The 24,825-nt window shown below is 38.6% G+C and carries 23 protein-coding genes; 18 read left to right on the top strand and 5 right to left on the bottom strand.

The annotated features are described in order from the left end of the window. Positions 1–576 precede the first annotated feature (576 nt). Positions 577–822: a hypothetical protein gene (locus I6F40_RS16810; protein WP_138681448.1), complete on the bottom strand. Its 246-nt coding sequence runs from the start codon at positions 820–822 to the stop codon at positions 577–579. A 425-nt stretch (positions 823–1,247) separates the two neighbouring features. Between I6F40_RS16810 and I6F40_RS16805 the strand changes: the two genes are divergently transcribed. After that, positions 1,248–1,631 carry a response regulator gene (locus I6F40_RS16805; RefSeq protein WP_197193225.1) on the top strand — a complete coding sequence of 128 codons (384 nt, stop codon included), beginning with the start codon at positions 1,248–1,250 and terminating at the stop codon, positions 1,629–1,631. Positions 1,632–1,708: 77 nt separating this feature from the next. Here I6F40_RS16805 and rpsT read toward each other — a convergent pair whose 3' ends face one another. Beyond that, positions 1,709–1,969, bottom strand: a complete 261-nt coding sequence (gene rpsT, locus I6F40_RS16800) for a 30S ribosomal protein S20 (RefSeq protein ID WP_002958225.1) — start codon at positions 1,967–1,969, stop codon at positions 1,709–1,711. Between the two features lie 295 nt (positions 1,970–2,264). Here rpsT and murJ point away from each other — a divergent pair, with 295 nt between their 5' ends. The 13 genes from murJ to I6F40_RS16735 all read left to right on the top strand — a co-directional run bounded on the left by murJ (position 2,265) and on the right by I6F40_RS16735 (position 17,249). Next, complete coding sequence (gene murJ, locus I6F40_RS16795; protein ID WP_442960757.1) at positions 2,265–3,803, top strand: murein biosynthesis integral membrane protein MurJ; 1,539 nt, start codon at positions 2,265–2,267, stop codon at positions 3,801–3,803. 84 nt (positions 3,804–3,887) lie between these two features. Next, positions 3,888–4,838 (top strand): bifunctional riboflavin kinase/FAD synthetase, encoded by a 951-nt coding sequence (gene ribF, locus I6F40_RS16790; protein WP_024607280.1) that lies wholly within the window; start codon positions 3,888–3,890, stop codon positions 4,836–4,838. Between the two features lie 5 nt (positions 4,839–4,843). Beyond that, positions 4,844–7,672 (top strand): isoleucine--tRNA ligase, encoded by a 2,829-nt coding sequence (gene ileS, locus I6F40_RS16785; RefSeq protein WP_101164150.1) that lies wholly within the window; start codon positions 4,844–4,846, stop codon positions 7,670–7,672. Between the two features lie 12 nt (positions 7,673–7,684). Next, complete coding sequence (lspA, locus tag I6F40_RS16780; protein ID WP_007376920.1) at positions 7,685–8,185, top strand: signal peptidase II; 501 nt, start codon at positions 7,685–7,687, stop codon at positions 8,183–8,185. Beyond that, positions 8,182–8,622, top strand: a complete 441-nt coding sequence (gene fkpB, locus I6F40_RS16775) for an FKBP-type peptidyl-prolyl cis-trans isomerase (RefSeq protein WP_002958231.1) — start codon at positions 8,182–8,184, stop codon at positions 8,620–8,622. Before lspA ends, fkpB begins: the two co-directional genes overlap by 4 nt. Continuing rightward, positions 8,622–9,551, top strand: coding sequence for a 4-hydroxy-3-methylbut-2-enyl diphosphate reductase (ispH, locus tag I6F40_RS16770; RefSeq protein WP_007581370.1), 930 nt, complete (start codon positions 8,622–8,624; stop codon positions 9,549–9,551). Before fkpB ends, ispH begins: the two co-directional genes overlap by 1 nt. A gap of 39 nt (positions 9,552–9,590) precedes the next feature. Further along, positions 9,591–10,625 carry a sensor histidine kinase gene (locus I6F40_RS16765; protein ID WP_197193224.1) on the top strand — a complete coding sequence of 345 codons (1,035 nt, stop codon included), beginning with the start codon at positions 9,591–9,593 and terminating at the stop codon, positions 10,623–10,625. Further along, positions 10,622–11,323 carry a LytR/AlgR family response regulator transcription factor gene (locus tag I6F40_RS16760; RefSeq protein ID WP_197193223.1) on the top strand — a complete coding sequence of 234 codons (702 nt, stop codon included), beginning with the start codon at positions 10,622–10,624 and terminating at the stop codon, positions 11,321–11,323. Before I6F40_RS16765 ends, I6F40_RS16760 begins: the two co-directional genes overlap by 4 nt. Before the next feature lie 183 nt (positions 11,324–11,506). After that, a complete protein-coding gene (gene pilV / locus I6F40_RS16755) occupies positions 11,507–12,067 on the top strand; it encodes a type IV pilus modification protein PilV (protein WP_166378788.1) in 561 nt (186 codons plus the stop codon). A gap of 1 nt (position 12,068) precedes the next feature. Next, positions 12,069–13,046, top strand: a complete 978-nt coding sequence (locus I6F40_RS16750; RefSeq protein WP_197193222.1) for a PilW family protein — start codon at positions 12,069–12,071, stop codon at positions 13,044–13,046. Beyond that, positions 13,034–13,537: a pilus assembly protein PilX gene (locus I6F40_RS16745; protein WP_166378784.1), complete on the top strand. Its 504-nt coding sequence runs from the start codon at positions 13,034–13,036 to the stop codon at positions 13,535–13,537. Before I6F40_RS16750 ends, I6F40_RS16745 begins: the two co-directional genes overlap by 13 nt. Before the next feature lies 1 nt (position 13,538). Continuing rightward, positions 13,539–16,817, top strand: coding sequence for a pilus assembly protein (locus I6F40_RS16740; protein WP_166378782.1), 3,279 nt, complete (start codon positions 13,539–13,541; stop codon positions 16,815–16,817). Positions 16,818–16,826: 9 nt separating this feature from the next. Continuing rightward, positions 16,827–17,249 carry a type IV pilin protein gene (locus I6F40_RS16735; protein WP_166378780.1) on the top strand — a complete coding sequence of 141 codons (423 nt, stop codon included), beginning with the start codon at positions 16,827–16,829 and terminating at the stop codon, positions 17,247–17,249. A 6-nt stretch (positions 17,250–17,255) separates the two neighbouring features. Here the strand turns inward: I6F40_RS16735 and I6F40_RS16730 are convergent, their stop codons facing one another. Next, positions 17,256–17,786 (bottom strand): GspH/FimT family pseudopilin, encoded by a 531-nt coding sequence (locus I6F40_RS16730; RefSeq protein ID WP_166378778.1) that lies wholly within the window; start codon positions 17,784–17,786, stop codon positions 17,256–17,258. A gap of 79 nt (positions 17,787–17,865) precedes the next feature. Then, complete coding sequence (locus I6F40_RS16725; protein WP_166378776.1) at positions 17,866–18,435, bottom strand: GspH/FimT family pseudopilin; 570 nt, start codon at positions 18,433–18,435, stop codon at positions 17,866–17,868. A 159-nt stretch (positions 18,436–18,594) separates the two neighbouring features. Between I6F40_RS16725 and glnB the strand changes: the two genes are divergently transcribed. Further along, positions 18,595–18,933: a nitrogen regulatory protein P-II gene (gene glnB, locus I6F40_RS16720; protein WP_002962211.1), complete on the top strand. Its 339-nt coding sequence runs from the start codon at positions 18,595–18,597 to the stop codon at positions 18,931–18,933. Positions 18,934–18,980: 47 nt separating this feature from the next. On the opposite strand, the gene I6F40_RS16715 is transcribed toward glnB, so the two are convergent. Then, complete coding sequence (locus I6F40_RS16715; protein ID WP_007581382.1) at positions 18,981–19,745, bottom strand: outer membrane protein assembly factor BamD; 765 nt, start codon at positions 19,743–19,745, stop codon at positions 18,981–18,983. Positions 19,746–19,886: 141 nt separating this feature from the next. Here I6F40_RS16715 and rluD point away from each other — a divergent pair, with 141 nt between their 5' ends. The 3 genes from rluD (at position 19,887) to clpB (ending at position 24,268) form a co-directional block, all read left to right on the top strand. Next, a complete protein-coding gene (rluD, locus tag I6F40_RS16710; RefSeq protein ID WP_002962209.1) occupies positions 19,887–20,864 on the top strand; it encodes a 23S rRNA pseudouridine(1911/1915/1917) synthase RluD in 978 nt (325 codons plus the stop codon). Then, the gene (gene pgeF, locus I6F40_RS16705) at positions 20,864–21,595 is read left to right on the top strand and encodes a peptidoglycan editing factor PgeF (RefSeq protein ID WP_197193221.1); all 732 of its coding nucleotides are present in this window, start codon (positions 20,864–20,866) and stop codon (positions 21,593–21,595) included. The genes rluD and pgeF overlap by 1 nt, the downstream gene beginning before the upstream one ends. A gap of 96 nt (positions 21,596–21,691) precedes the next feature. Further along, complete coding sequence (gene clpB / locus I6F40_RS16700; RefSeq protein ID WP_166378772.1) at positions 21,692–24,268, top strand: ATP-dependent chaperone ClpB; 2,577 nt, start codon at positions 21,692–21,694, stop codon at positions 24,266–24,268. Positions 24,269–24,825 lie beyond the last annotated feature (557 nt).

The following is a 24,825-nucleotide window of genomic DNA, read 5'->3' as shown; positions in this document are numbered from 1 at the left end:
ATTTTAGCCATTTATTATCGCATTTTTTAGATCCCCAGTTTTATATCTACTTTTAATCTCATGGCGCATTATGCCAATCTGCTTAATTAAGTGGCATATTTTGAGGTAAGAAAACCGTGTCGATTAAAAGACAAAAATTCGGTTATTTATTTGTTCTATATAAAAATTTTTAACGTGGTTAGCGTCAAGATTTAATTCTTCAAATTGGTTAAAATTATTGCGGATTGGTATTAATACAAAGCATATATCATCATTGATGGCAATCGATTATAAATTCTATTATGTCTTTCACAAAAACTTGCCATGAGAATCTAAAGCTCTGTGCTTTATATTTAGTTTTTATTATCGTGTAAGTTTAATTGTGATGATTGATAGTGCCTTGATGCTATTGTGGGTATCAGGTGTAGTAATTTATATGGAAGATAAAAATAAACAAAGCTCAGATGAAGAGATAATAATTTCTACGAAAATGTATAGGTTAAATTTTATTTTAGTTCAAAGTACCTTCTAATATCTTTAAACTTTTGATAAAAAACCCAGCAATGCTGGGCTATTAACTATTCTAAGGAAAAGTTGTTAATTTTGGGTTACATTAAACTGCCCAAATGTATAAACTTTAAACAAGTAAAAAGTATTGATCAACACTAAACTCATATTTGAAATAACACTCGACGACATAAGATCTAAGCTAAATGATAAGAATAATAAACCACATGCACTAATGGCGGCAACCCGCAGTAGTGTTATCTGGTTAATAAAGAATGCACCTAAACCTAGTGCAAGTAATGTAGTATTTAAAAGCCAATCTAGCTCGTTTAGCATGGTCGTTTCAATAGTTCAGTTGTTGAAAAAAGGAGCGCCATTATGTTGATATTTTGCACACCTTTCAACCAAGTAATTTTAAATTTTCAGATTAGTTTTTTTAATGGTAAAAATGGTTGTCTACTGCCGGAAGTAAACCGCTGTGAGCAATTTCTTGATGTTTTTAGCAGCTTAGTAGCTTTTGTATATAACAGTATCAATTAGGAGGCTTACATTTAGAAGCAAAAATGAGAGGGAGTAGAGCTTACTCTACTATTTTCTTTCTTGGACTATTTTACTTAGCAATAGCTGTTTATTTGGGGTTTTAGATATAAAGCAAATCTGGCCTTTTTTTCTTAGGTCTCTATAATTAAATGAGTGAATTTATAAACTAAGCTAATTATTGTGATAACTTAAAACTAGCTTATAGCATACGAGGAATAAAGATGAATACGCAGCTATCAATTTTAATTGTAGATGACGTTAGCACAGTGCGTAGCTTTTTGAGTCAAACGCTCATGCACTTAGGGATAGACGAAGTAAGGGAAGCATCTACTGCCTCACAATGTATTCGTGAGTGCCAAGCTGCAAATTATAATATCATTTTTTTAGATATTGAATTACCAGACGGTGACGGTAAAGATTTGATTGCACAAATCAACGAGTTAAGCCCTGAGACAAATGTGGTGATGGTATCTGCACACTCTGGTATTGAAAATGTTAAGGACGCAATTGATAAAGGCGCTAAAGGGTTTGTAGTAAAGCCATTCACACCTAAAAAAATAGCGGCAATGCTTAATAAGTTCTACCCTGATTTAGAAAATGTTTAATAACGAAAAGTACATTTAAAAATTTAAACAAAAAAAAACCGGCAAAAGCCGGTTTTTTATATTCTATCAAAAACAAATTATAGAGCTTTAATCTTAGCTGCTATACGGCTCTTATGACGAGCTGCTTTGTTTTTGTGAATTAGACCCTTAGTTGCGTAACGGTCTAGGATAGGTGTAGCAACAGAAAAAGCTTGCTGTGCAGCTTCTTTATCGCCCGCTTCAATAGCAACAATTACTTTTTTGAAGTAAGTGCGCATCATTGAACGACGGCTTGCGTTGTGCTGACGGTTTTTTTCGCTTGTGATAGCGCGTTTTTTTGCAGACTTGATGTTAGCCAAGGTTTGCTCCTAACAATCTTAAAATAAAGCTTAAATTAAAGGCCGTGGAATATGCCTGTTTCTATCATGGATGTCAATTTAAATTTAACAATCCAAGAAAAACTGCACCATATAACGAGCATCAATTTGCCGCTTTAGCAGTTAATACCGACATTGTAACAAAGCACAGACCCCCAGCCTAGTGCTTTAAAGCGATTTATAAAAAAGACTGTGGCATAATCGCTTATCTTGAGGATTTTTGAGTAGGTTTAAGGTGTCAAAAGGTTTATTTCGCTCCGGTATGATTGTTAGTTGTATGACTATGATATCGCGTATTTTAGGGCTCGTTCGAGATGCTGTTGTTGCCAATTTATTAGGCGCGAGTGCGGCGGCTGATGTTTTTTTATTTGCTAACCGTATTCCTAATTTTTTACGTCGTTTATTTGCAGAAGGCGCCTTCGCACAAGCATTTGTACCCGTGCTGAGTGAAATTAAAGAACAGCAAGGCGACGACAAGGTCAGACTTTTTGTTGCACAAGCCGCAGGCACATTAGGAAGCATTTTACTGATTGTCACTATTATAGGTGTTGTTGCTTCACCCGTTATTGCAGCATTGTTTGGCACTGGTTGGTTTATAGATTGGTGGCAGGGCGGACCTAATGCCGAAAAGTTTGAACTTGCAAGTTCATTACTTAAATTTACATTCCCTTATTTGTTTTTTGTAAGCTTAGTTGCACTTAGTGGTGCGGTAATGAACGTGTATAACCGTTTTGCTGTTGCTGCATTTACACCTGTTCTGCTTAATATTTCTATCATCACATGTGCAATTTTTTTACATGATAGATTTAGTGTCGGGGCTTATTCTCTCGCAATTGGCGTATTTATTGGTGGCGTTGTGCAGTTGTTGTTTCAACTTCCATTTTTATACCGTGCAAAAATGTTGGCGCGTCCACGCTGGGCATGGCAAGACGAAAACGTAAAAAAAGTACGTAAACTTATGCTTCCTGCTTTGTTTGGCGTATCTATTAGCCAAATTAATTTGTTGCTTGATACCATGATTGCTTCATTACTGATGACAGGCTCGATTGCATGGCTTTATTATTCAGACCGTTTAATTGAATTTCCGCTGGGCTTATTTGGTATTGGTATTGCGACAGTTATTTTACCGGCGCTCTCTAGGTTACATAGCAGTAAAAAAAGTAGTGACTTTCAGCATACTCTCGACTGGGGGGTGCGTTTTGTTATATTTTTAGGCCTACCAGCAATGATAGGTCTAATGATCATCAGCCCGCTTATTATCACCGTATTGTTCGACCACGGTGCGTTTAAAGAAGACAGTGTTGATCATGTTAAAGCAGTAAGTTTAGGCGTAGTCGCATATTCAGTAGGGCTTGTAAGCTTTATGCTGATTAAAGTACTTGCTCCTGGCTTTTATGCTCGTCAAGACACAAAAACGCCGGTGCGTATTGGTATTATTACCTTAGTGTTGAATATGGTATTTAATATTATGCTGGCTCCTTTTATTGGTTATTTAGGATTAGCACTCGCTACTTCGCTATCGGCTAGTTGTAATGCATTTTTGCTGTATAGGCAGCTTAAAAAAGAAAATGTGTATCAGTTTTCATCAATGAGTATGCGCTTTACACTTAAATGTGTTGTTGCAAGTATGGTTATGGGAGCTGTTACATGGTTTGTGAGCAGTTACTATTACTGGGCTACATGGGCTTTTACACAGCAGGTAGTCTTATTAATAGCACTCGTGGCTTTGGCAGGTATTAGTTACTTTGCAATGCTATTTTTGATGGGCGTTAGACTAAATACGATAAAAAGTGTAGCAATTACTGAATCAAACTAAAAAAAAGATTATAATCGGCAACTCTGCGGCTTTAATTAATTTTTAGTCGTAATTAATAGCTCGCTAAACAAGGCATTAGGTGGCATGGAGTTAATTAGAGGTATACACAATATTCGCCCACACCACTTTGGTTGTGTGTTAACTATTGGTAATTTTGACGGTGTTCATTTAGGCCACGCAGAAGTACTAAAAGGCTTACTTACTGATGCTAAAGCGCATAGTTTGTCTAGCACTGTAATGCTATTTGAACCCCAGCCACAAGAATTTTTTGCTAAAAATAATGCCCCAGCACGGCTAACGCGCTTACGAGATAAGCTACGTTTGCTTAGTGATTTAGGTATTGAGCGAGTTATTTGCATTAGCTTTAATCAGCAATTTGCAAACATGCATGCTGAGCAATTTGTTAATGATATTTTGATTAAAAAGTTAGGTGTTAAAGCGCTCACTGTTGGCGATGATTTTAAGTTTGGAAAGCAGCGCCAAGGTAACTTTGACTTACTTGCTAGCATGGGCAAGCAAGCGGGCATGGACGTAAAAAGCACCGCGAGTTTTCGTCAATTAAATGCTAGAGTAAGCAGCACTTTAATACGAGATGCTTTGGCATCTGGTGACTTAGCAAGTGCTAAAACAATGCTTGGTCACGATTATGCTATTTCTGGGCGTGTTATACACGGCTGGAAAAGAGGACGTGAACTCGGTTTTAGAACGGCAAATATTGCCCTAAAACGCCAAGTGTGTCCTGTCAACGGGGTGTTTGCAGTGCAAGCAACGATTGCAGGAAAACAGATTTTTGGAGTTGCAAATGTAGGCAATAAGCCGACATTTAATGGAACTCGTGCATTATTAGAAGTTCATCTTTTTGATTTTGCACAGGATATTTACGGACAATTTATGCATGTGGAGTTAATAAAAAAACTTCGCAATGAAAAAAAATTCGAGACATTAACACAATTAACGGCGCAAATAGCAACTGATGTTGCTGCCGCTAAGCAGTGTTTTGGTTTAAATCAGGTAGCCGATAGAGACGGAATGTAGGATAAATGAGCGACTATAAACATACTTTGAACTTACCGGAAACACCGTTTCCAATGCGTGGCAATTTGGCACAACGTGAACCAAAAATGCTTAAAGCATGGTATGAAGACGACCTATACGGTCAAATTCGCAGCGCTAAGAAAGGTAAAAAGACCTTTATTTTGCATGACGGCCCTCCGTATGCAAATGGCGACATCCATTTAGGCCACTCAGTTAATAAAATATTAAAAGACATTATTGTTAAGTCTAAAACATTATCTGACTTTGATTCACCATTAGTCCCAGGTTGGGATTGTCATGGTTTACCAATCGAGTTAATGGTTGAGAAAAAAGTAGGCAAGCCGGGCGTAAAAGTAACCGCGAGCGAGTTTCGTGAAAAATGCCGTGCATACGCTAAAAAACAAGTTGAAGGTCAAAAAGTTGATTTTAAACGTTTAGGCGTATTTGCAGATTGGGATAAGCCTTACTTAACAATGAACTTTGACTTTGAAGCGAATGCAATTCGTGTACTTGGTCGTATTATTGAAAAAGGTCATTTGCATAAAGGTGCTAAGCCTGTTCATTGGTGTACAGATTGTGGTTCTGCATTAGCAGAAGCTGAAGTTGAGTATCAAGACAAGCAATCACCAGCGATTGATGTACGTTTTACATTTGTTGATCAAGATGCTGTTGTTAGTGCATTTGATTTGGCTGATGGTCATAAAGGTGAAGGCAGTGTTGGTACTGTTATTTGGACAACAACACCGTGGACGCTTCCAGCAAACCGCGCAGTAGCTGTGCATGCCGATTTAGAATATGCATTGGTGCAGGTTGAAGATGAAGGCGTACAACAACGTCTAATTTTAGGCTCTGAGCTTGTTAAAGATGCAATGGACCGCTTTGGTTTTAATCACTTCCACGTATTAGGTTATGTAAAAGGTGCTGCACTTGAAAACTTACAAGTAGCCCATCCTTTTTATGATTTTAATGTACCCGTGATTGTTGCAGAACACGTAACGACTGATTCAGGTACCGGTGTTGTACATACAGCACCAGGGCATGGTCAAGAAGATTTCGTGGCTGGTTTAAATTACAACCTTGAAGTAGCTAACCCTGTTGGCGCTAATGGCGTTTATTTACCAGATACTGAACTTTTTGCAGGTCAGCATGTATTTAAAGCAAATGCGAGCGTAATTGAAGTATTAAAAGAGCACGGTGCATTAATGCATCATCATGCTATAACTCATAGTTACCCACATTGTTGGCGCCATAAAACACCGATTATTTTCCGTGCTACACCACAATGGTTTGTAAGTATGGATCAGGCTAACTTGCGTGAAGATTCTTTAAAAGAAATTAAAAACACGCAGTGGTTGCCAGAGTGGGGCGAAAGCCGTATTTCGAACATGGTTGAAAGCCGCCCAGATTGGTGTATATCTCGCCAACGTACTTGGGGTGTGCCAATTGCATTGTTTGCTGATAAAGATACCGGTGCACTTCATCCAAATACTCAAGAACTCATTGAGCAAGCTGCACAGTTAGTTGAAAAATCTGGTATTCAGGCATGGTACGATTTAGACCCTGCTACATTACTTGGTGAAGAAGATGCCAAGCAATACATGAAAGTGCAAGATACGCTAGATGTATGGTTTGACTCAGGTGTTTCACACGCATGTGTTGTAGACGCACGTGAAGACTTGGTTGGTCCAGCTGATTTATACCTTGAAGGCTCTGATCAACACCGTGGTTGGTTTATGTCATCAATGATGACATCAGTGGCTATTAATGGTCATGCGCCATACCGCCAAGTATTGACTCATGGTTTTACTGTTGATGAAAACGGCCGCAAGATGTCTAAGTCACTAGGTAATGTTATTTCACCACAAAATGTGATGAATAAACTAGGTGCCGACATTCTACGTTTATGGGTTGCCTCTACGGATTACACGGCAGAAATGACTGTGTCGGATGAAATATTTAAACGCTCTGCCGATCGCTACCGCCGTATTCGTAACACTAGCCGTTACTTGCTTGCTAACCTAAATGGTTTTGATCCAAAAACTGATCAAGTTGCTGTTGATGATATGGTTGAGCTTGATAAGTGGATTGTTGGTCGTGCTGCTCAGTTGCAAGACGAAATTTTAGCCGCATACGATAGCTACCAAATGCTATTAGTAACGCAAAAGCTAATGAACTTCTGTACGGGTGAGCTTGGTTCGTTCTATTTAGACGTCATTAAAGATCGTCAGTACACAGCTAAGAGTGACAGCCATGCACGTCGTTCTTGTCAAACAGCGCTTTATCATATTGCAGAAGCAATGACGCGTTGGATGGCACCTATTATGAGCTTTACCGCACAAGAAATTTGGGAAGCTTTACCAGGTGAGCGTAGTGACTACGTATTTACATCTGTTTGGTACGATGGCTTACAAGCGCCAACAAATAGCCAATTTAGTAACGATGACTGGTTAGAAATTCTAACAGTACGCGACGAAGTAAACCGTTTATTAGAAGCTGCACGTAAAGAAGAAGTCATTGGTGCAACGCTTCAAGCAACGGTTAATTTATTCACGGGTAAAGAGCTTGCCGCTAAATTAAATGCGCTTGGTGATGAACTTCGTTTTGTATTATTAACATCGGCCGTAAATGTTTCTGAAGTTGATAGCCAGCCAGCTGATACACAAGCTACCGAAATTGAAGGTTTATTCATTAGTGTTGCTGCAACAGATGCTGCTAAATGTGAGCGTTGTTGGCATTACAGTGAAGATGTAGGTGTTAACCCTGCTCATCCTGAAATTTGTGGTCGTTGTGTAAGTAATGTTGACGGCGAAGGCGAAAAGCGTCAATTCGCTTAGGAGTTATTCTTAGTGAGCAAACTAGCCCAAAAAAGTGGTTTAGTGTGGCTTTGGTTGAGTCTATTACTACTAGTAATAGACTTTGCCAGTAAAACACTCGTTGTAGGGACTATGGCTTATCAAGAGTCGATAAACTTACTCCCTGTTTTTAGTATTACTTATGTGCATAACTATGGTGCTGCTTATAGCTTTTTAAGTGAAGCGGGTGGTTGGCAGCGTTGGTTTTTAAGTGCGATTGCCATTGCTATTAGTGCTTTGCTTGTGTGGTGGCTAAAACGCTTACCTGCAACAAACAAAGTACTATGCGGTGCTTATGCACTGGTACTTGCAGGCGCTATTGGTAATTTATACGATCGTATTGCGTATGGTTATGTAATCGACTTTATTCACGTATTTTATAAAGACTCACATTTTCCTGTATTCAATATTGCTGATTGCGCTATTTGTATTGGCGCAGCATTATTGTTATTCGATGCCTTTACCGGCGAGAGTCCGAAGGAGCATAAAGCATGAGCCAAGCTGTAATTGGTGAAAACTCGCAAGTTATTTTCCATTTTTCTATTAAATTAGAAGATGGCTCTGCCGCTGATTCTACCAAGGTGCACAACAAACCTGCTAAATTAACAATGGGCGATGGCAGCTTAACGGCAAACTTCGAAAAGTGTTTATTAGGTTTAACTGCAGGCGAAAGTAAAACGTTTGAATTAGAACCTGAAGATGCATTTGGTCAGCCAAATCCAGATAATATTTACTACGTTGACCGTAGTAAATTTGGCCCAGAAACACCAGCTAAGGTAGGTGCAATTATTGCGTTTACTCAACCAGACGGTACTGAGCTTCCTGGATTAGTTCGCGAAGTGCAAGGTGAGTCGGTAACGATTGATTTTAATCACCCTTTATCTGGCCAACGTTTAACGTTTGAAGTTGATATTATTGAGGTGGAAGGTTAATGGAAATATTACTAGCTAATCCACGCGGCTTTTGCGCTGGTGTTGACCGTGCTATTAGTATTGTTGAGCGCGCCCTAGATATTTTTGAAAAGCCAATTTATGTGCGCCACGAAGTAGTACATAACCGCTATGTGGTTGATGGATTAAAAAGTCGTGGTGCGGTATTTGTTGAAGAGCTTGATCAAGTACCTGACGACAGCATTGTTATTTTTAGTGCACATGGTGTTTCGCAAGCTGTTCGCAGCGAAGCTAAACGTCGTGATTTAAAAGTATTTGATGCAACGTGTCCGCTTGTAACTAAAGTACATATGGAAGTTACACGTGCGAGTCGTAAAGGTATTGAGTGTATTTTAATTGGACACCATGGCCACCCTGAAGTAGAGGGAACAATGGGACAATATGATAACTCAGCCGGTGGCATTTATCTTGTTGAAACCGTTGATGATGTTGTTGCGCTTAATGTAAAAAATGCTGAAAATCTTTTTTATTGCAGCCAAACAACACTCTCAGTTGATGACACAGCAGATGTTATTGATGCACTACGCAATAAGTTTCCATCAATTGACGGACCTCGTAAAGATGACATTTGTTATGCAACGCAAAATCGTCAAGACGCTGTTCGCGACCTAGCTGATAAAGTTGATGTGCTATTAGTTGTAGGAGCTAAAAACAGCTCTAACTCTAATCGCCTACGTGAACTTGCAGATAAAATGGGCACTGTTGCTTATTTAATTGATGACGCAACTGATGTACAAGAGCAGTGGGTTTCAGGCTCTAAATCAGTTGGCGTAACTGCGGGTGCATCTGCGCCAGAAGTACTTGTACAACAAGTAATAAGCCGATTAAAAGAGCTAGGTGGTACACAGGTTGTTGAGAATCCAGGTGAAGTAGAAAATATAGTATTTGCTGTTCCTGTAGAGCTACGTTAATTTAAATATATTAAACATTTAGATTAAAGGAGAGTCGTTATGAGCAAGTCACTTCAAAATGATGGTTTGCTTTTTTCGGCTCTTTTTAATGAGCGAGGCGTGTTAGCCACGCTTATTGTTTCTCAAGTTATTGCTATTGTTTTAGCTTTTGCACCTAATGTAGAAGGAGATATTTGGCTTCGACTTGGGATCATTAGTTTGTTTATGCATTTAATTGTTTTAGTCGGTACCTCTTCTTTATACTTCTGTAGATTTTTCTTACAAAAACGTACTCAAGCTTTTCAATTAAGTCTATTTTTTGTCTCTTTTTTATTATTTACCTGTATTTTTAGTATTTTATTTTCTCATTTTGCTTTTGATACAGATGATACAAATAACCTAATTTATTTCACACTTCGCAATTGTATTATAGTGGCTTTACTGGCGGCTTTATTCGTCCAATTTTTATTAATTCATTTTGAAAAAGAGCAGCAAACTAAAGCACTTTCTCGTGCAGAGCTTGATGCCTTACAAGCTAGAATACGTCCTCATTTTTTATATAATAGTTTAAACACTGCTGCAGAGCTTACCCATCATGATGCCGATGCGGCAGAACAGGCTATTTTAGCATTAGCCGCCTTATCGCAGGCTGCAATGCACCCGGGGAAGAATGTATCTCTTGAAGATGAAATAACGCTGAGTAAGCAATATATCGCACTTGAAACATGGCGTTTTGGTAATCGCTTAAGAGTTGATTGGCAAATACCTAATGAACTACCCGCATTGAGCATTCCTTGCTTAACCCTGCAGCCATTAATTGAAAATGCGGTATGCCACGGCGTTGAAACAAGTGAGCATGGTGCAGAAATAAAAGTAGAGCTACATATCACTACCGGCTATATAACTATGATTGTTTCCAACCCTATAACAATTTCTAATGCTCAAACTAGGCCTAATAACGGAATGGCACTTGAAAATATTCGCCAGCGATTAAATATTTATTATAAAAATAAAGCACAGCTAACAATTACTAATAAAAATGATGTGTTTAGGGTCAAGGTCGTTATCCCTAAGCTAATTGAGGGCAGTGTATGAATGTACTCATTGTTGATGATGAACCTCTGGCGAGATCTCGCTTAATCCGTTTGTTAGCACATGATAAAAGTATAGTTGTGCAAGGTGAGGCAAGTAATGGTAATGAAGCCTTAGCACTTGCTAAAAAGCAAACGCCAGATTTGATTTTTTTAGATGTTGATATGCCCGGTATGAATGGTTTACAAGTTGCTAATGAACTTAATCGTTTAACCCTACCTCCTGCTGTTGTTTTTATAACTGCCCACCCTGAGCATGCTTTCGATGCTTTACAGTTAAGTGCTGCAGGTTATTTAGTTAAACCTATTACAGAGCAATCACTGCAGAAGGTACTTAAGCAAGTAGGCCGTTTAAATAAAGTACATATTCAAAAACAACAAAATGTAAAAGTATCTTATCAGTTAGCGGGTACTTTACGTAGTGTTGATATAAATGATGTTTTGTACTTTAGTGCAGAAGAAAAATATACCAAAATGATATTCTCAGGTGGAGAGGCTTTACTTGAACAAAGCTTAAAGCAATTAGAGCTGCAATATCCCGCATATGTTTTACGAATTCACCGCAATACTTTAGTGAATAAACAAAAAGTAATCGCTTTGCATTCAAAAGGGAATGGCAATCATATGATTGAGCTACAAGGGTGCAGTGAGTTATTGCCAGTGAGCCGTCGCGAGCTTAAATTAGTTAAAAATACGCTTTAGACTTATTTCGCAATTAAGTTGCCTCTGAGTTAAATGCATTTACGCTTAATTACTACTTTTTTGTTGAATGAGCCGATTTAATTAACCGTTTATCAACAAATATAACCGCTTGTCTTAGTCCTCATTGATTCCTCAAATAAATAGCATAAACTTATAATCAGATAATTTTTATTTGGTTCTATTATGCAGTCATCTCAAACAAAAGTGCAAAGAGGCTTCACTCTAATTGAAGTGTTAATTGCATTTATTATTCTTAGTTTTGGTCTTTTAGGCGCAGTTGCCCTGCAAGCAAAAGCAAAGCAAGCAAGCTTTGATTCTATGCAACGTGCTGCTGCAGTTGCACTTGGTAATGATATTGTGCAGCGTATCCGTGCTAACGATACCCCTCAAATAGCCGGACTGTACACACAAACATTTAATAGTAAAACTGCAACGACAACCTCGCAGACCTGCTTCACAAGTGCTTGTAGCGCAGCGCAAGTTGCTGCACTAGATCTTGAACAGTGGAAAAGAGCTATAAGAGCTCGAGAAAATACGGGCTCTTTAGATGATGCTACTGTATGTATTGCACCTACAGCTGTTGCTGGCTCAGGTGGTAAGGCATTTAATTTAGAGGTAATTGTTTCGTGGCAAGGGCGACAAGAGTTTAATGCTAGTAGTACGACTGGCGCTATCAAGTGTGGAGCGGCTGATAAAAAACGCCGTTTAGTTGTTTTGACTAGTTACATTTACCTTAGGAGCTAACATGAAGCAAAAAGGTTTTACACTTGTAGAAATGATGATTTCATTATTTATTGGTGGGTTAATTTTAGGCGGCGTTATGTTTACCTATATAGGTATGAAAGTAACCACCAGAGATACGATGACTATTGGTGAACTCCAGGAATCAGGGCGTCTTGCAATTAACATAATGCAACGCGATATCGAACAAATTGGTTTTTGGGGTACTTATTATGATGATTCATTTACAGCGGTAAATACAAAAACATTATCAAACCCAGGAGCTGATTGTTTTGAAGGACTAAACAATGGTAGCTTTCCTGACTTGGCAACTGCGAGTAACTTTAGAACTATTTATGCGAAGGTTGCAGATGTATCAAAAGAATTAAACTGCGTAACTAACCCTGTCAAAGGCACAGATATCATTCAGTTAAAGTTTTTACAAGGTGACCAATTAACTGAAAGTGAGACTCAAGCGGATGAAAACTACTTTGTAGCAGAGCAAGAGAGCGCTCAATTTAAACGAGAGGTGATTTCGGGTAGTTCTGCTAATGCATCTATTTGGCCGTACAGCCACCATGTTTATTATATTTCAGAGCAAACATATAAAGTCAATAACAAGAACCTGACTGTACCTGCATTAATGAGAAAGCGTCTAGTTGGTGGGAGCATCACCACCGAAACTATTATGGAAGGCGTTGAGAACATGCGGTTTGTTTTTGGTCTTGATACAAACAGTGATAACCGTGTAGATACCTACCGAAGTATCAAAGGTATTGAGCATACTGATTGGGAAAATCGAAAGGGTATTTTAACTGTACAGGTTTTTTTATTAATACGCGCATTGCAGCCAGACCCTGGAGTTAAAATTAAAAACCAAACTTATACATTAGGTGAAGATAAAGATAAACGTGAATTGAAATTTACCGATACTTTCAGACGCACGGTATTTACCACTACTATTCGATTAAATAATGTTGGATCAAATTTATGGCGCATTTAAAACAATCACAGAAAAAGCAGCAGGGTGTAGTACTGATCACTGCTCTAATAATGGTAATTGCTGTAACGGGTATAGCTGTGACTCTTATGAGTAGTAGTAGCATCGACATTAAAATTACCAATGCTGCTCAAGAGCGTGAGGTGGCTGAAAATGAACTTATTGGTGAAGTACAGCGCATGATTTCTAATGAAGCAAATAAAGGTGCAAATAACCAGTTTTTCTTGAGTCCTGATGAAGTCACCTCGATTGCTGCTGCTGACAAAGAGGGTATGGTAATTGCGACTCATGACGATATGCAAAGTAAAATGATAAACCTTAATAACGGAGCTCTTGATTTAGAGTGCCCACGACGTTTCAATTTTACAGCGGGTATATCGTGCAACATGGTACAAGTTGCTACCACGATTGAGTACGGTTCTAAAAGCAAGCATACACTCACGATTGTTACTGGCGTAGCACAAGAGATGGCTAGCATAAGTAAGGGAATTTAATATGAATTATAAATTAAACAAAGTGCTAGCAGGATTACTGGGCATAGTAGTCAGTCTAGCAGCAAGCGCAGAAGACATTGAGTTGTATGTTAACCATAATGTAGAAACAGACGAAAAGCCCAAAGTTTTATTAATTTTTGATACATCAGGCAGTATGGCCTTTGATGTTGCAGATGGAGATCGCTGTTACCAGTGGGATGGGGTAGCAAGAACCACTCCTCGCTTTTCACGGATTACGTGTTTTGAAAGTAATGTCCTTTTTAGCGATCAATACCAATGCTACAAAAAGGAGTCTAGTTTTCAAGGTATACGTTCAAGTCGGTTTTATAATGGTACGAAAACTAGTGGGAATAACTATGATTTTGGATATCCTGTTGTGTCTTGTAATGATAGCCGCTTAAACGTTGCGCAAAGAGCTATTACTCAATTAGTTAGTGATAATGATGATATTGATTTTGGTTTAATGCGATTCAAGGACAGTGCTGGTGGGTATGTAGTAGCTAAAGTTGGAGCTAATAAATCTAATATTTTACAAGATATTGATGATTTACCTGCCAATGGTGGAACGCCAATAACAGAGACGTTATGGGAGGCTTATCGCTATATAACAGGGAAAACCCTTGATTATGGTCGATACTATAATGATAGAGACAAAAGTATTGATAATAACGTAACTTATAGATCTCCTTTTGAGCAGAGTAATAGTGATCCATTACGCTGCGATAATTCAATAAACATTATTTTAATGACAGATGGTGACCCTACAAACGAAAATGATAGAGATTCCTTTATTGCCGATGTCCACAATAGTCTTTTTACTGATGCTATTCCTTTTGATGATGGTAAATATAGCGATAGCTATTTAGTCGCAATGGCTAAAATTTTACACGGGACGTCCGATAGACCGGTGGATTTGTATACACCAACAAGTGATGTTTTAGATACAGCTCGCCTTTATACTATTGGCTTTGGTACTGGAATGAGCCAAGGAGGAATTGATTTACTCGATAAAGCAGCAACTGTTGGTGGTGGGCAATATCTAGAGGCTCGAACATCAGAAGCGCTGTCTAAAGCACTAAAAAATACTATTTCACGTATTAGAGAGGTAAATGATAGCTTTTCATCTCCTTCTGTTGCTAGTAACAACGTAGATCAAACCCGTAGTAGAGATGCTATTTATTTTGCAATGTTCTATCCAGAGACAAATACGCGTTGGGGCGGTAACTTAAAAAAATTAAAAATGTCAGGTAGTAATATTGTTGATTCAACAAACAATGTAGCTCTCGATTCTGATGGTTTAATAGATACTGATGCAAAAACATTTTGGCTTCCTGCCGGTAAGTCAGCAGATGGTAACTTAGTAGCGCAAGGTGGCGTTAATTATCAACTAAGCACCTTAACAGGAACTAACGCCGAAGAACGAAGAACATTATATACAGATAAACAAGGTGATATTGTTCGATTTACTACATCAATAGTTAGTGACATTCTTGATTTAATCACTAATAACCCAATCAGCTTATCTAGCTCAGATATAAAATGGGCTATGGGTATTGATGTTGATGACGAAGATGAAGATAAGGATACTACGGATCAAAGAGATGATATTTTTGGTGATCCTCTTCATTCAAAGCCAGTAGCGCTTGACTACGGTAATGATGATATTCGTATTCTTATTGGTACTAATGCTGGCTTTTTACATATGTTCAAAGACGATGATACTAATAATGAAGTGTCTGAGAGCTGGGCATTTATTCCCTCATCACTGTACAGTATTATTCAACCACTACGTAGCAAAGAAACGGGTAAAAAATATGGTATGGATGGTCCAATTAGCGTTTATTTTAATAATAAAAACTTAAATAGTGATGGCTTAAATGACGGTATTATTGATGCTAGTGGTAATGATAAAGTGTGGGTATTTGCAGGGATGCGTCGTGGTGGGGAAAACTATTACGCACTAGATATAACAAATCCCGATCAGCCTAAAAAGCTATGGGATAGTCCGATTGAAGGCGGAAAGGGCGACTTTAAAGAGCTTGCACAAACATGGTCAAAACCGCAAATAGCCTATATTAAAGCATTTGGTGATAAGCCTTTATTAATTTTTGGTGCGGGGTACGATACCAATAAAGATGCGGCAATTAAAAGTGAAGATAATGTAGGACGAGGTATCTATATTGTTGAAGCTGAAACAGGTAAAAGAGTGTGGGCATTAACACCCGATATAAATGGCTTTAAAGGTAAGCATAGTATTGCGGCTAATATAACGACACTTGATTCAGATTATGATGGATATATAGACAGAATTTATGCGGCAGATACCGGTGGAGATGTTTGGCGCATAGATATGCCAGGTACTAATACTAGTGAATTTAGTCACTTTAAATTAGCTGAGCTTGGTAGTAATAAAGCAACCGAGGACAGGCGCTTTTTCTATAAGCCACTCGTAGCACGTACAATTTATAGTAAAGTAAGCGAAACAACAATTAATGGTAGCACTGTTATAACACGCTTAGATACACCGTATGATGCGATAGTTATTGGTAGTGGTAATCGCTCAAAACCAACTGGCACCAATGAAAAAGATCAATTGTTTATGATCAGAGATGAAAATACGGTTACAAAATCGTATAAAACGAATGCTCCAGATACTATTTTACCTGCTGATCTGATGCAAATGAATTCAGACCCATTTGGCAATGCACTAGATGACGTTGATGATTTTGTTGATTTAGAAGTTGATTTGGCTAAATTTAATGGCTGGAGGTATGAGCTAGGTGCAGCAGAGAAGTCACTAGCGGCTGCAACAGTAGTTGGAGGTGTTGCATACTTTACAAGTTTTACCCCATCATCAGGTACATCGACTGAAAACCAATGCTCGCTAAGTGGTGGTGGTGGTTCTTTATATGCATTTCACTTACATTATGGTACGAAAGTGTATGACGATCTTAAATTTACAACAAGCTATGATGTACCAGATACACCCCAGTTATACTTTGGTGAAGGTCCCTCATGTGTGGATGGTAATGGTGACGGTAAATGCGATGACAATCCAACCGTTGACGTAACACAAGAAAGTCAGTTTTATTTAATAGGGCCTGGTATTAAAGGTGAAGATGCTGAAAACCCAATGAAACCACCTGAAATAAAGGGTCCTAGTTTAACTATTGTCGATGGTAAGATTCAGTTAGTAAACGATAATACTCTAGGGTTTGGCTTTAAAACACAACAAACATATATTTATAAACGTGAAGAAAATGACGAAGTTAATAATTAAGGAAATTAGATGAAAAAACAACGAGGATTTACCTTAATTGAGCTGATGATAGCCGTTGCTATTATCGGCATACTCGCTTCAATCGCGCTGCCTAACTATACTGAATATGTAAAGCGTGCTTCTCGCGCAGAGGCCATCGCAGCATTATTGGATGCAGCAAACAAAGAAGAACAGTACTTTGTCGATAACAGAGAGTATACCGAGTTAACGAGTGATATAGGGATTCAGAGTAAGACAGAAAATGGACATTTTGAATTATCAATTAAAGTCATTGATAAAAATACCTTCACAATCTCTGCTAAACCGGTGGCAGGGCCGGTAAAAGGAGACGGCGATTGCACTGAGTTATCAATAACTGATACAGGTACTAAAGGCGCGCAAGGGGACAAAACAGACAAAGGAAAAGATATTGGTTACTGTTGGGGAAGATAATTAGAGTTATTTCTTCTGGCATTTATCTGTTGATTTAATGCGTATTCTACCTGTTTGACTAACAGATAAAGCCAATCCTTCGAGATTGGCTTTATTGTTATTAGGGCAATATATAAAAGTACCATTTTGAAAACCATTTAACGATCCATCAGGACGAAAAGTAATTGCACTACGAGGGTACTCAAGATTGTCAGCTTCGTGCACTTTCTCAAATGTACTTAAGAGTAATTCATCGTCATCTAGCGTGGTCGAATTATCTTTATCGGTAAATAGTGACATTTGACCACCCCATTCACCTTCTTTACATTGGGTGTCTTTTAGCGCACATAATGTAACATAAGTGCTATTCTCAATGGCATATAAGCGGCCGTAATTTATATTTCTGTGTAGGAGACTTATATGATTATCTAACCTGTTTTTTGCTAAAAAATCTGGATAAAACCACATGGATAATTGACTAACAATACTGACAACAGCAATCGATACCATTAATTCAAGAAGTGTTATTCCCTTATTTTTTGATATTGTTAATCTCATCCGTGAAGACCTGAGTTAATAGATGATTAACTTAGTCTAGTAAATGATACGAATATGACAAGATAAGGTTGTATGTTTTTTAATCGCACGTAATAGTGGTATCACCAAGATAAAAAGCAGTCCCAGAGACTGATACGTTAAGTGCTTTATTATTTTCGTTATCGCTATTTGGACAATAGATAAAGCCGGTAAATTCTTTGATTTTTGAGTTGACTAGATTTGCTGTAATTCGGCCGCTAGTATTAAAGCGAAGGCTGCTGTCGCCTGTGAATTTTATTTTATCATTAGATGATATATCCGACATTACGCGTAGTAGACTATCATTCGCACTATCATAGCCTCCATTGTTATCAGAATCTATAAATAAGATCACAGTACTGGTCGAGCCCCACTCACTTTTACACGTTAGATTAGAACTGCCAAACTTTTTGGCTCTGAGTACCGGACACACAATAACAATCTCATCAGTAATTGCTGCTTGAGCACGTGCATATGCAATATTTCTTTTTAATTCCAACAAAAAATTTTCAGCTCTATTTTCTTCTAGCATATCGCTGCTATTCCAAATCGCAATGGATGCAATGATCCCAACGATAGCAACGGTTACCATGAGTTCTAAAAGAGTGAATCCGTTTTGTTTATTTTTCATATTAATCTCATTTACTGCTAGTTATTTAAGTATGCTATTTTTATATAGTAAATTATATCATGATCGGTTGTTTTATCACCGTAATTCAATTGCTTTGTTTGCTATGAACACCATGATTGTCTAAAATCGAGACAACTGGAGCTTTCAAAAGTAATTAATATGAAAAAAATAGAAGCAATTATCAAACCTTTTAAGTTAGACGATGTGCGTGAAGCATTGTCTGATGTGGGTATTACAGGTATGACGGTAAGCGAAGTAAAAGGTTTTGGACGTCAGAAAGGTCACACTGAGTTATATCGTGGCGCAGAGTATATGGTTGATTTTTTACCTAAAGTAAAACTTGATATTGTATTGACTGATGAAGATGTAGACCGTGCAATTGAAGTTATTGTAAAAACGGCACAAACAGGAAAAATCGGTGACGGTAAAATATTTGTCACTGATGTTGAGCGTGTAATACGTATTCGTACTGCTGAGGAAGATGAAGAAGCGATTTAAGATTTTTTACTACGCAGTAAGAAGGCGCTTACTAAGCGCCTTTTTGTTTATTTAGTTCTTTTATTTAGTCTTCGTGTTTGCTTTGCGTGCTCACTAAGCTCAGTTAAACCTAATTGGTCGTAACTTTTTTCCATCATTTCAAGCGCGGGATCCAAGTAACTGCTTTGTGAGTAGTGTTCAACAACAAACTTACCTCTATTAGCAGCAGCTAAATAAGCTTCACGCTCATAATAGTAAGTGGCTACTTTTAATTCATAACGTGCCATACGATTTAAAAGCCATACTAAACGACGCTTAGCTTCAGGCGCGTAATCACTTTTTGGAAAGCGTTTTACTAGTGTCGATAAATCAGTAAATGCAACACGTGTACGGTTTGCATCTCTATCAGCTCTATCTACACCAAAGTACTCTTGGAACGCATTTTTATCTGCTTTAATGTTTACTAAACCACGCATGTAATACATGTAATCTAGGTCTTTATGGTTTGGATTTAAGCGAATAAAGCGGTCAATGGTTGCAAGTGCTTGTTCAGTATTACCTGATTGGTAATGTGCATACACTAAGTCCATTTGTACTTGTTTAGAGAATGGGCCAAATGGGTAGCGAGAGTCTATTGCACTCAAAAGTTCAATTGCACGAGCATATAAACCAGAATCTAGTGTTTCTTTTGCATCTTCATATAAAGCGTGTGCAGACTTATTCGGTACACGTTGAATGTCTTCTTGGTCTGGAGCAGACGAACAAGCGCCTAAACTAAGTACAGAAACTGAAAAAACAATGGCAAATGCACGTTTCCCTATTTTATTTATCATTTTATTTGTTACCTTCGATGTCTTCGGCTAGGCCAAGTCGGTAAAACCGAGTAAACTATGCGTATTATATTATGCTTTTATTAAAAGCGATTCTAACCCAGTCGAGCAAAGCTTGCACTGGTAAATTGGGTAAAGTTACTAATGTCAGAGCAAATTTCTCTTCAAGCCGACGTTCCAACCGAATTAGGTGGTAAACGTCTAGACCAAGTATTAGCACAATTGTTCCCTGATTATTCACGTTCTCGTATAAAAACGTGGATATTGGATGATAAAATCACCGTAGATGGTGAAATTTTCAACACTCCACGCGAAAAGCTACTCGGTGGTGAAGTTGTTAGTGTTGAAACAACAATTGAAGCACCACGCGAATACGAAGCACAAGATATCAAATTAAACATTGTTTATGAAGACGATGATATTTTGGTAATTAATAAACCTATGGGCCTAGTGGTTCACCCTGGTGCAGGTAATCCTAATGGAACAGTGCTAAACGCATTACTACATTACTACCCTGAAATAATTAACGTGCCACGCGCAGGTATTGTACATCGTTTAGATAAAGACACGACCGGTTTAATGGTTGTAGCTAAAACGATTCCAGCACAAACGCATTTAGTAACAGCGCTACAAAAGCGTGAAAACTTCACGCGTGAATATGAAGCACTGTGTAATGGTACTATGACTGCTGGTGGTATGGTTGAAAAAGCGATTGGCCGCCATCCGACTCAGCGTACTCATATGGCAGTACATGAACTGGGTAAACCGGCTATCACGCACTATCGTGTTGCTGAAAAATTCCGTGCTCATACACGCTTGCGCTTACGCTTAGAAACAGGTCGTACTCACCAGATTCGTGTGCACATGGCACATTTAAATCATCCGCTAATTGGCGATCAATCTTATGGCGGCCGTCCACGTCCACCTAAAGGTGCAACACCCGAGTTATTTGAGTTACTTCGTAGCTTTAGACGCCAAGCACTACATGCTGTAAAATTGAGCATTGCGCATCCAATCACGGGTGAAATGATGACATGGCAAGCACCTATCCCTGATGATATGGTTGCTATGACACATGCACTACGTGAAGATACTAAAGCTAATCCTGATATCGATAGATAATGCACTTATTGTCAGCGACATGGCAAAACCTTCATAAAGTAGGAACGTTAAGTACTACTTGTGGAGGTGGTGTTTCAAAAGTCCCATTTAAAAGTTTTAATTTGGGATTCCATGTTGGTGATAATCAAAATCATGTATCAAAAAACCGCTCATTATTAACAAACCTCCTACCTAAACCTGCCGTGTGGCTAAATCAAGTTCATAGCTCTAATGTTATTATTGTTGATGAACATTTTGATTTTGACGAGTTACACGATGCTGATGCGCTTTATACTCAGTTATTAAATCAGCCTTTGGCTATAATGACCGCCGATTGCTTACCTATTTTATTAGTGAGTGATGATGAAAAAGAAGTTGCAGCTATACATGCTGGCTGGCGAGGGCTTGAGCAGGGAATTATTAAAAATACATTAGAATGCTTTAGTACAAAATATGAAAATATAAGTGCGTGGCTAGGGCCTGCAATTGGACCAAGCCGATTTGAGGTTGGGGCTGAGGTATTTGAGTTATTTAAAAAAAGGTCCTCTTTATTTATTCAAGCATTTACACTACAAACTAATGGCAAATATCTTGCTGATATTTATGGTATTGCGCGTACTTTACTTACCCAGCTAGGAGTTAAAAGTATTACGGGTGGCGACTATTGTACAGTCTCTCAAAGTGACTTGTTTTTTTCTTATCGACGAGATGGACAAACTGGACGTATGGCAAGTTTGATCTGGCGCAAGTAATTAGTATCTTTAATCATTATATTTCCCCCTACACCTTGAACAAACACCTAAACATACCCATTAATTAAGCAATTAGATTATTTAATAGGTAACACCATGCGTTTAGATAGATTTACAAGTAAATTTCAATCTGCGCTTTCTGATGCGCAATCGCTAGCCCTTGGGCGTGATCATCAATTTATTGAACCCGTACATTTAATGTATTCATTGCTAAAGCAAAGTGGCTCTAGTGTACGTGCATTATTTGCACAAACGGGTGTCAGCGCTGACGAACTCAACACCAAGCTTTCACAAGAAATAGAAAAATTATTTAAGGTCGAAGGTGTAGGTGGCGATGTCCAGCTATCAAACAATATGGCTTCACTTATTAATCTATGCGATAAGTACGCGCAAAAGCGCAAAGACAAATATATTTCAAGTGAATTATTTGTACTGGCGGCATGCGATGATAAAGGTCCACTTGGCGATATATTTAGGTCGTTAAATATTACCTCGACTAAAATTGAAACTGCAATTAAAGCGATTCGCGGCGGTCAAAAAGTTGATGACCCAAATGCCGAAGAAACACGTCAAGCGCTTGAAAAATTCACGATTGATCTAACTGAGCGAGCAGAGCAAGGTAAGCTTGACCCCGTTATTGGTCGCGATGACGAAATTCGCCGCACGATTCAGGTACTACAACGCCGCACTAAAAATAACCCTGTATTAATCGGTGAGCCAGGTGTTGGTAAAACAGCAATTGCCGAGGGGTTAGCACAGCGTATTATTAATGGTGAAGTACCTGAAGGATTAAAAAATAAACGCGTACTATCACTTGATTTAGGGGCGTTAGTTGCGGGTGCTAAATACCGTGGCGAATTTGAAGAACGTTTAAAATCAGTATTAAACGAATTGGCTAAAGAAGAAGGCCAGGTTATTTTATTTATTGATGAAATACATACTATTGTAGGTGCAGGAAAAAGTGACGGCGCCATGGATGCAGGCAATATGTTAAAGCCAGCATTAGCACGCGGTGAATTACACTGTGTTGGCGCAACCACGCTTGATGAATACCGTAAATATATAGAAAAAGACGCAGCTCTTGAGCGTCGATTCCAAAAGGTACTTATTGAAGAGCCATCTGTTGAAGATACCATTGCAATATTACGTGGCTTAAAAGAGCGATATGAGTTACATCATTCAGTAGAAATTACTGACCCCGCGATTGTTGCTGCGGCGCAGTTATCTCATCGTTACATTAGCGACCGTCAGTTACCGGATAAAGCGATTGATTTAATAGATGAAGCGGGTTCTTCAATTCGATTACAAATTGATTCAAAACCAGAGTCATTAGACAAACTCGAACGTCGTATTATTCAATTAAAACTTGAAGATAACGCACTAGCGAAAGAAAAAGACGAAGCAAGTCAAAAACGCCGAGCTGAAATGCAAGAGTTGATCACCGACCTTGATGGGCAATATCGTGAGCTAGACGAGATATGGAATGCTGAAAAAGCATCACTTCAAGGCACGCAAGTAATTAAAGCCGAGCTTGAACAAGCAAGATTAGATTTAGATGTAGCGCGAAGGGCAAGTGATTTACAGCGTATGTCAGAGCTGCAATATGGGCGAATTCCAGAGCTTGAACGAAAACTTGATTTAGCCTCACAAGCCGAAATGCAAGAAATGACCCTGCTTAAAAACCAAGTAGGTGAAGATGAAATAGCTGAAATACTGTCTCGCTGGACAGGTATTCCTGTTGCAAGAATGCTACAAGGTGAGCGTGAAAAGCTGCTGCAAATGGAAGATAAGTTACACAGTAAAGTAATAGGGCAAGATGAAGCGGTTGTTGCTGTTTCTAACGCAATACGACGCTCACGTGCCGGGCTTGCAGATCCTAATCGTCCTATTGGTTCTTTCTTATTTTTAGGTCCAACTGGTGTGGGTAAAACAGAGCTGACAAAAGCACTGGCTGGTTTTATGTTTGATACCGAAGATGCCATGGTGCGTATCGACATGTCTGAGTTCATGGAAAAGCATTCAGTTGCACGTTTAGTAGGGGCACCTCCAGGTTACGTGGGCTACGAAGAGGGCGGTTATTTAACCGAGGCAGTACGTCGTAAACCTTACTCAGTGATATTGCTTGATGAAATAGAAAAGGCGCATCCTGATGTGTTTAATATTTTACTGCAAGTATTAGATGATGGCCGATTAACTGACGGGCAGGGTAGAACCGTTGATTTTAAAAATACTGTTATTATCATGACCTCAAATTTAGGCTCAGATATTATCCAAGAGCAAGCGGGTAATAATGATTACACGACCCTTAAAGCTAAAGTAATGGAAGTATTAATTAATGAGTTTAGGCCTGAATTTATTAACCGTATAGACGAGACTGTCGTGTTCCACCCGTTAGCAAACGAGCATATAAAAGAAATAGCTGATATTCAGTTAATGAAATTACGTGAGCGTTTAACTGAGATGGGATATCTGCTTGAAATAAGCGATGCTGCTCTTGAGCGAATTGCAGCAAGTGGGTTTGATCCTGTGTACGGTGCACGTCCGCTTAAGCGTGCTATTCAACAAACGATTGAAAACCCGCTGGCACAAAAGTTACTTAATGGAGACTACTTACCAGGTTGCGTGATTGTTATTGATGCAAATGATGGCGGCCTTGTATTTACCAAACGTTAATTGTAAATAATTAAACTTAAAAGCCGCTTTATAGCTAACACCATTCAGTTAAGCATGCTTTGACTTAATGGTGTACCGAGTTTTTGAAATTCGAACGGTCCTACTTTTGGGCCGTTTTCTTTTTTCTGGAAGAATATAACGTTTCACTCGTTCTCGCATCGCCCTTAATTTCTTTGGAATTGAACCTGGCGAAGCGATGGCACACCAGAGTATTTCATCCTGTATATCCCGCAAAGCCATGACAAAACTAATTCTCAGCGGGGAGACTTTAGCCTCTTTGGCTATTCGACTTATCTCTACTCGAATTAAATTGTAGGCTAGCAATATACCCCATAGCTCTTGATTGACTCCATCTACAGTCTGACTACGCAAAAGAATACTATCCTCAAGCATCTGGTGTTTTATTTCTCCATAGCTATTTTCAATTTCTCAGCGCTCGAAATAGACATCAAGAATGGCCTGCGCACCAAAAGCCTGTTTATCATCCAAAGAGCACAGCAGACCTTTTATTTTTCCAGGCCCCATTGGCTCAGGATAAAGAACCAGTCTGGCCTGCC

It is taken from the genome of Pseudoalteromonas sp. SWXJ133 (assembly GCF_015864365.1).
GTDB lineage: Bacteria > Pseudomonadota > Gammaproteobacteria > Enterobacterales > Alteromonadaceae > Pseudoalteromonas > Pseudoalteromonas arctica.
The sequence above is the reverse complement of the archived record's forward strand: the minus strand, read 5'-3'. Positions and strand labels throughout refer to the sequence as shown.

What these genes read in the sequence shown, in the direction of transcription:
- I6F40_RS16810 (WP_138681448.1), bottom strand. Translation starts at nt 822, where the DNA reads ATGCTAAACGAGCTAGATTGGCTTTTAAATACTACATTACTTGCACTA.
- I6F40_RS16805 (WP_197193225.1), top strand. Translation starts at nt 1,248, where the DNA reads ATGAATACGCAGCTATCAATTTTAATTGTAGATGACGTTAGCACAGTG.
- murJ (WP_442960757.1), top strand. Translation starts at nt 2,265, where the DNA reads ATGACTATGATATCGCGTATTTTAGGGCTCGTTCGAGATGCTGTTGTT.
- ribF (WP_024607280.1), top strand. Translation starts at nt 3,888, where the DNA reads ATGGAGTTAATTAGAGGTATACACAATATTCGCCCACACCACTTTGGT.
- ileS (WP_101164150.1), top strand. Translation starts at nt 4,844, where the DNA reads ATGAGCGACTATAAACATACTTTGAACTTACCGGAAACACCGTTTCCA.
- fkpB (WP_002958231.1), top strand. Translation starts at nt 8,182, where the DNA reads ATGAGCCAAGCTGTAATTGGTGAAAACTCGCAAGTTATTTTCCATTTT.
- ispH (WP_007581370.1), top strand. Translation starts at nt 8,622, where the DNA reads ATGGAAATATTACTAGCTAATCCACGCGGCTTTTGCGCTGGTGTTGAC.
- I6F40_RS16765 (WP_197193224.1), top strand. Translation starts at nt 9,591, where the DNA reads ATGAGCAAGTCACTTCAAAATGATGGTTTGCTTTTTTCGGCTCTTTTT.
- I6F40_RS16760 (WP_197193223.1), top strand. Translation starts at nt 10,622, where the DNA reads ATGAATGTACTCATTGTTGATGATGAACCTCTGGCGAGATCTCGCTTA.
- pilV (WP_166378788.1), top strand. Translation starts at nt 11,507, where the DNA reads ATGCAGTCATCTCAAACAAAAGTGCAAAGAGGCTTCACTCTAATTGAA.
- I6F40_RS16750 (WP_197193222.1), top strand. Translation starts at nt 12,069, where the DNA reads ATGAAGCAAAAAGGTTTTACACTTGTAGAAATGATGATTTCATTATTT.
- I6F40_RS16745 (WP_166378784.1), top strand. Translation starts at nt 13,034, where the DNA reads ATGGCGCATTTAAAACAATCACAGAAAAAGCAGCAGGGTGTAGTACTG.
- I6F40_RS16740 (WP_166378782.1), top strand. Translation starts at nt 13,539, where the DNA reads ATGAATTATAAATTAAACAAAGTGCTAGCAGGATTACTGGGCATAGTA.
- I6F40_RS16735 (WP_166378780.1), top strand. Translation starts at nt 16,827, where the DNA reads ATGAAAAAACAACGAGGATTTACCTTAATTGAGCTGATGATAGCCGTT.
- I6F40_RS16730 (WP_166378778.1), bottom strand. Translation starts at nt 17,786, where the DNA reads ATGAGATTAACAATATCAAAAAATAAGGGAATAACACTTCTTGAATTA.
- I6F40_RS16725 (WP_166378776.1), bottom strand. Translation starts at nt 18,435, where the DNA reads ATGAAAAATAAACAAAACGGATTCACTCTTTTAGAACTCATGGTAACC.
- glnB (WP_002962211.1), top strand. Translation starts at nt 18,595, where the DNA reads ATGAAAAAAATAGAAGCAATTATCAAACCTTTTAAGTTAGACGATGTG.
- I6F40_RS16715 (WP_007581382.1), bottom strand. Translation starts at nt 19,745, where the DNA reads ATGATAAATAAAATAGGGAAACGTGCATTTGCCATTGTTTTTTCAGTT.
- rluD (WP_002962209.1), top strand. Translation starts at nt 19,887, where the DNA reads ATGTCAGAGCAAATTTCTCTTCAAGCCGACGTTCCAACCGAATTAGGT.
- pgeF (WP_197193221.1), top strand. Translation starts at nt 20,864, where the DNA reads ATGCACTTATTGTCAGCGACATGGCAAAACCTTCATAAAGTAGGAACG.
- clpB (WP_166378772.1), top strand. Translation starts at nt 21,692, where the DNA reads ATGCGTTTAGATAGATTTACAAGTAAATTTCAATCTGCGCTTTCTGAT.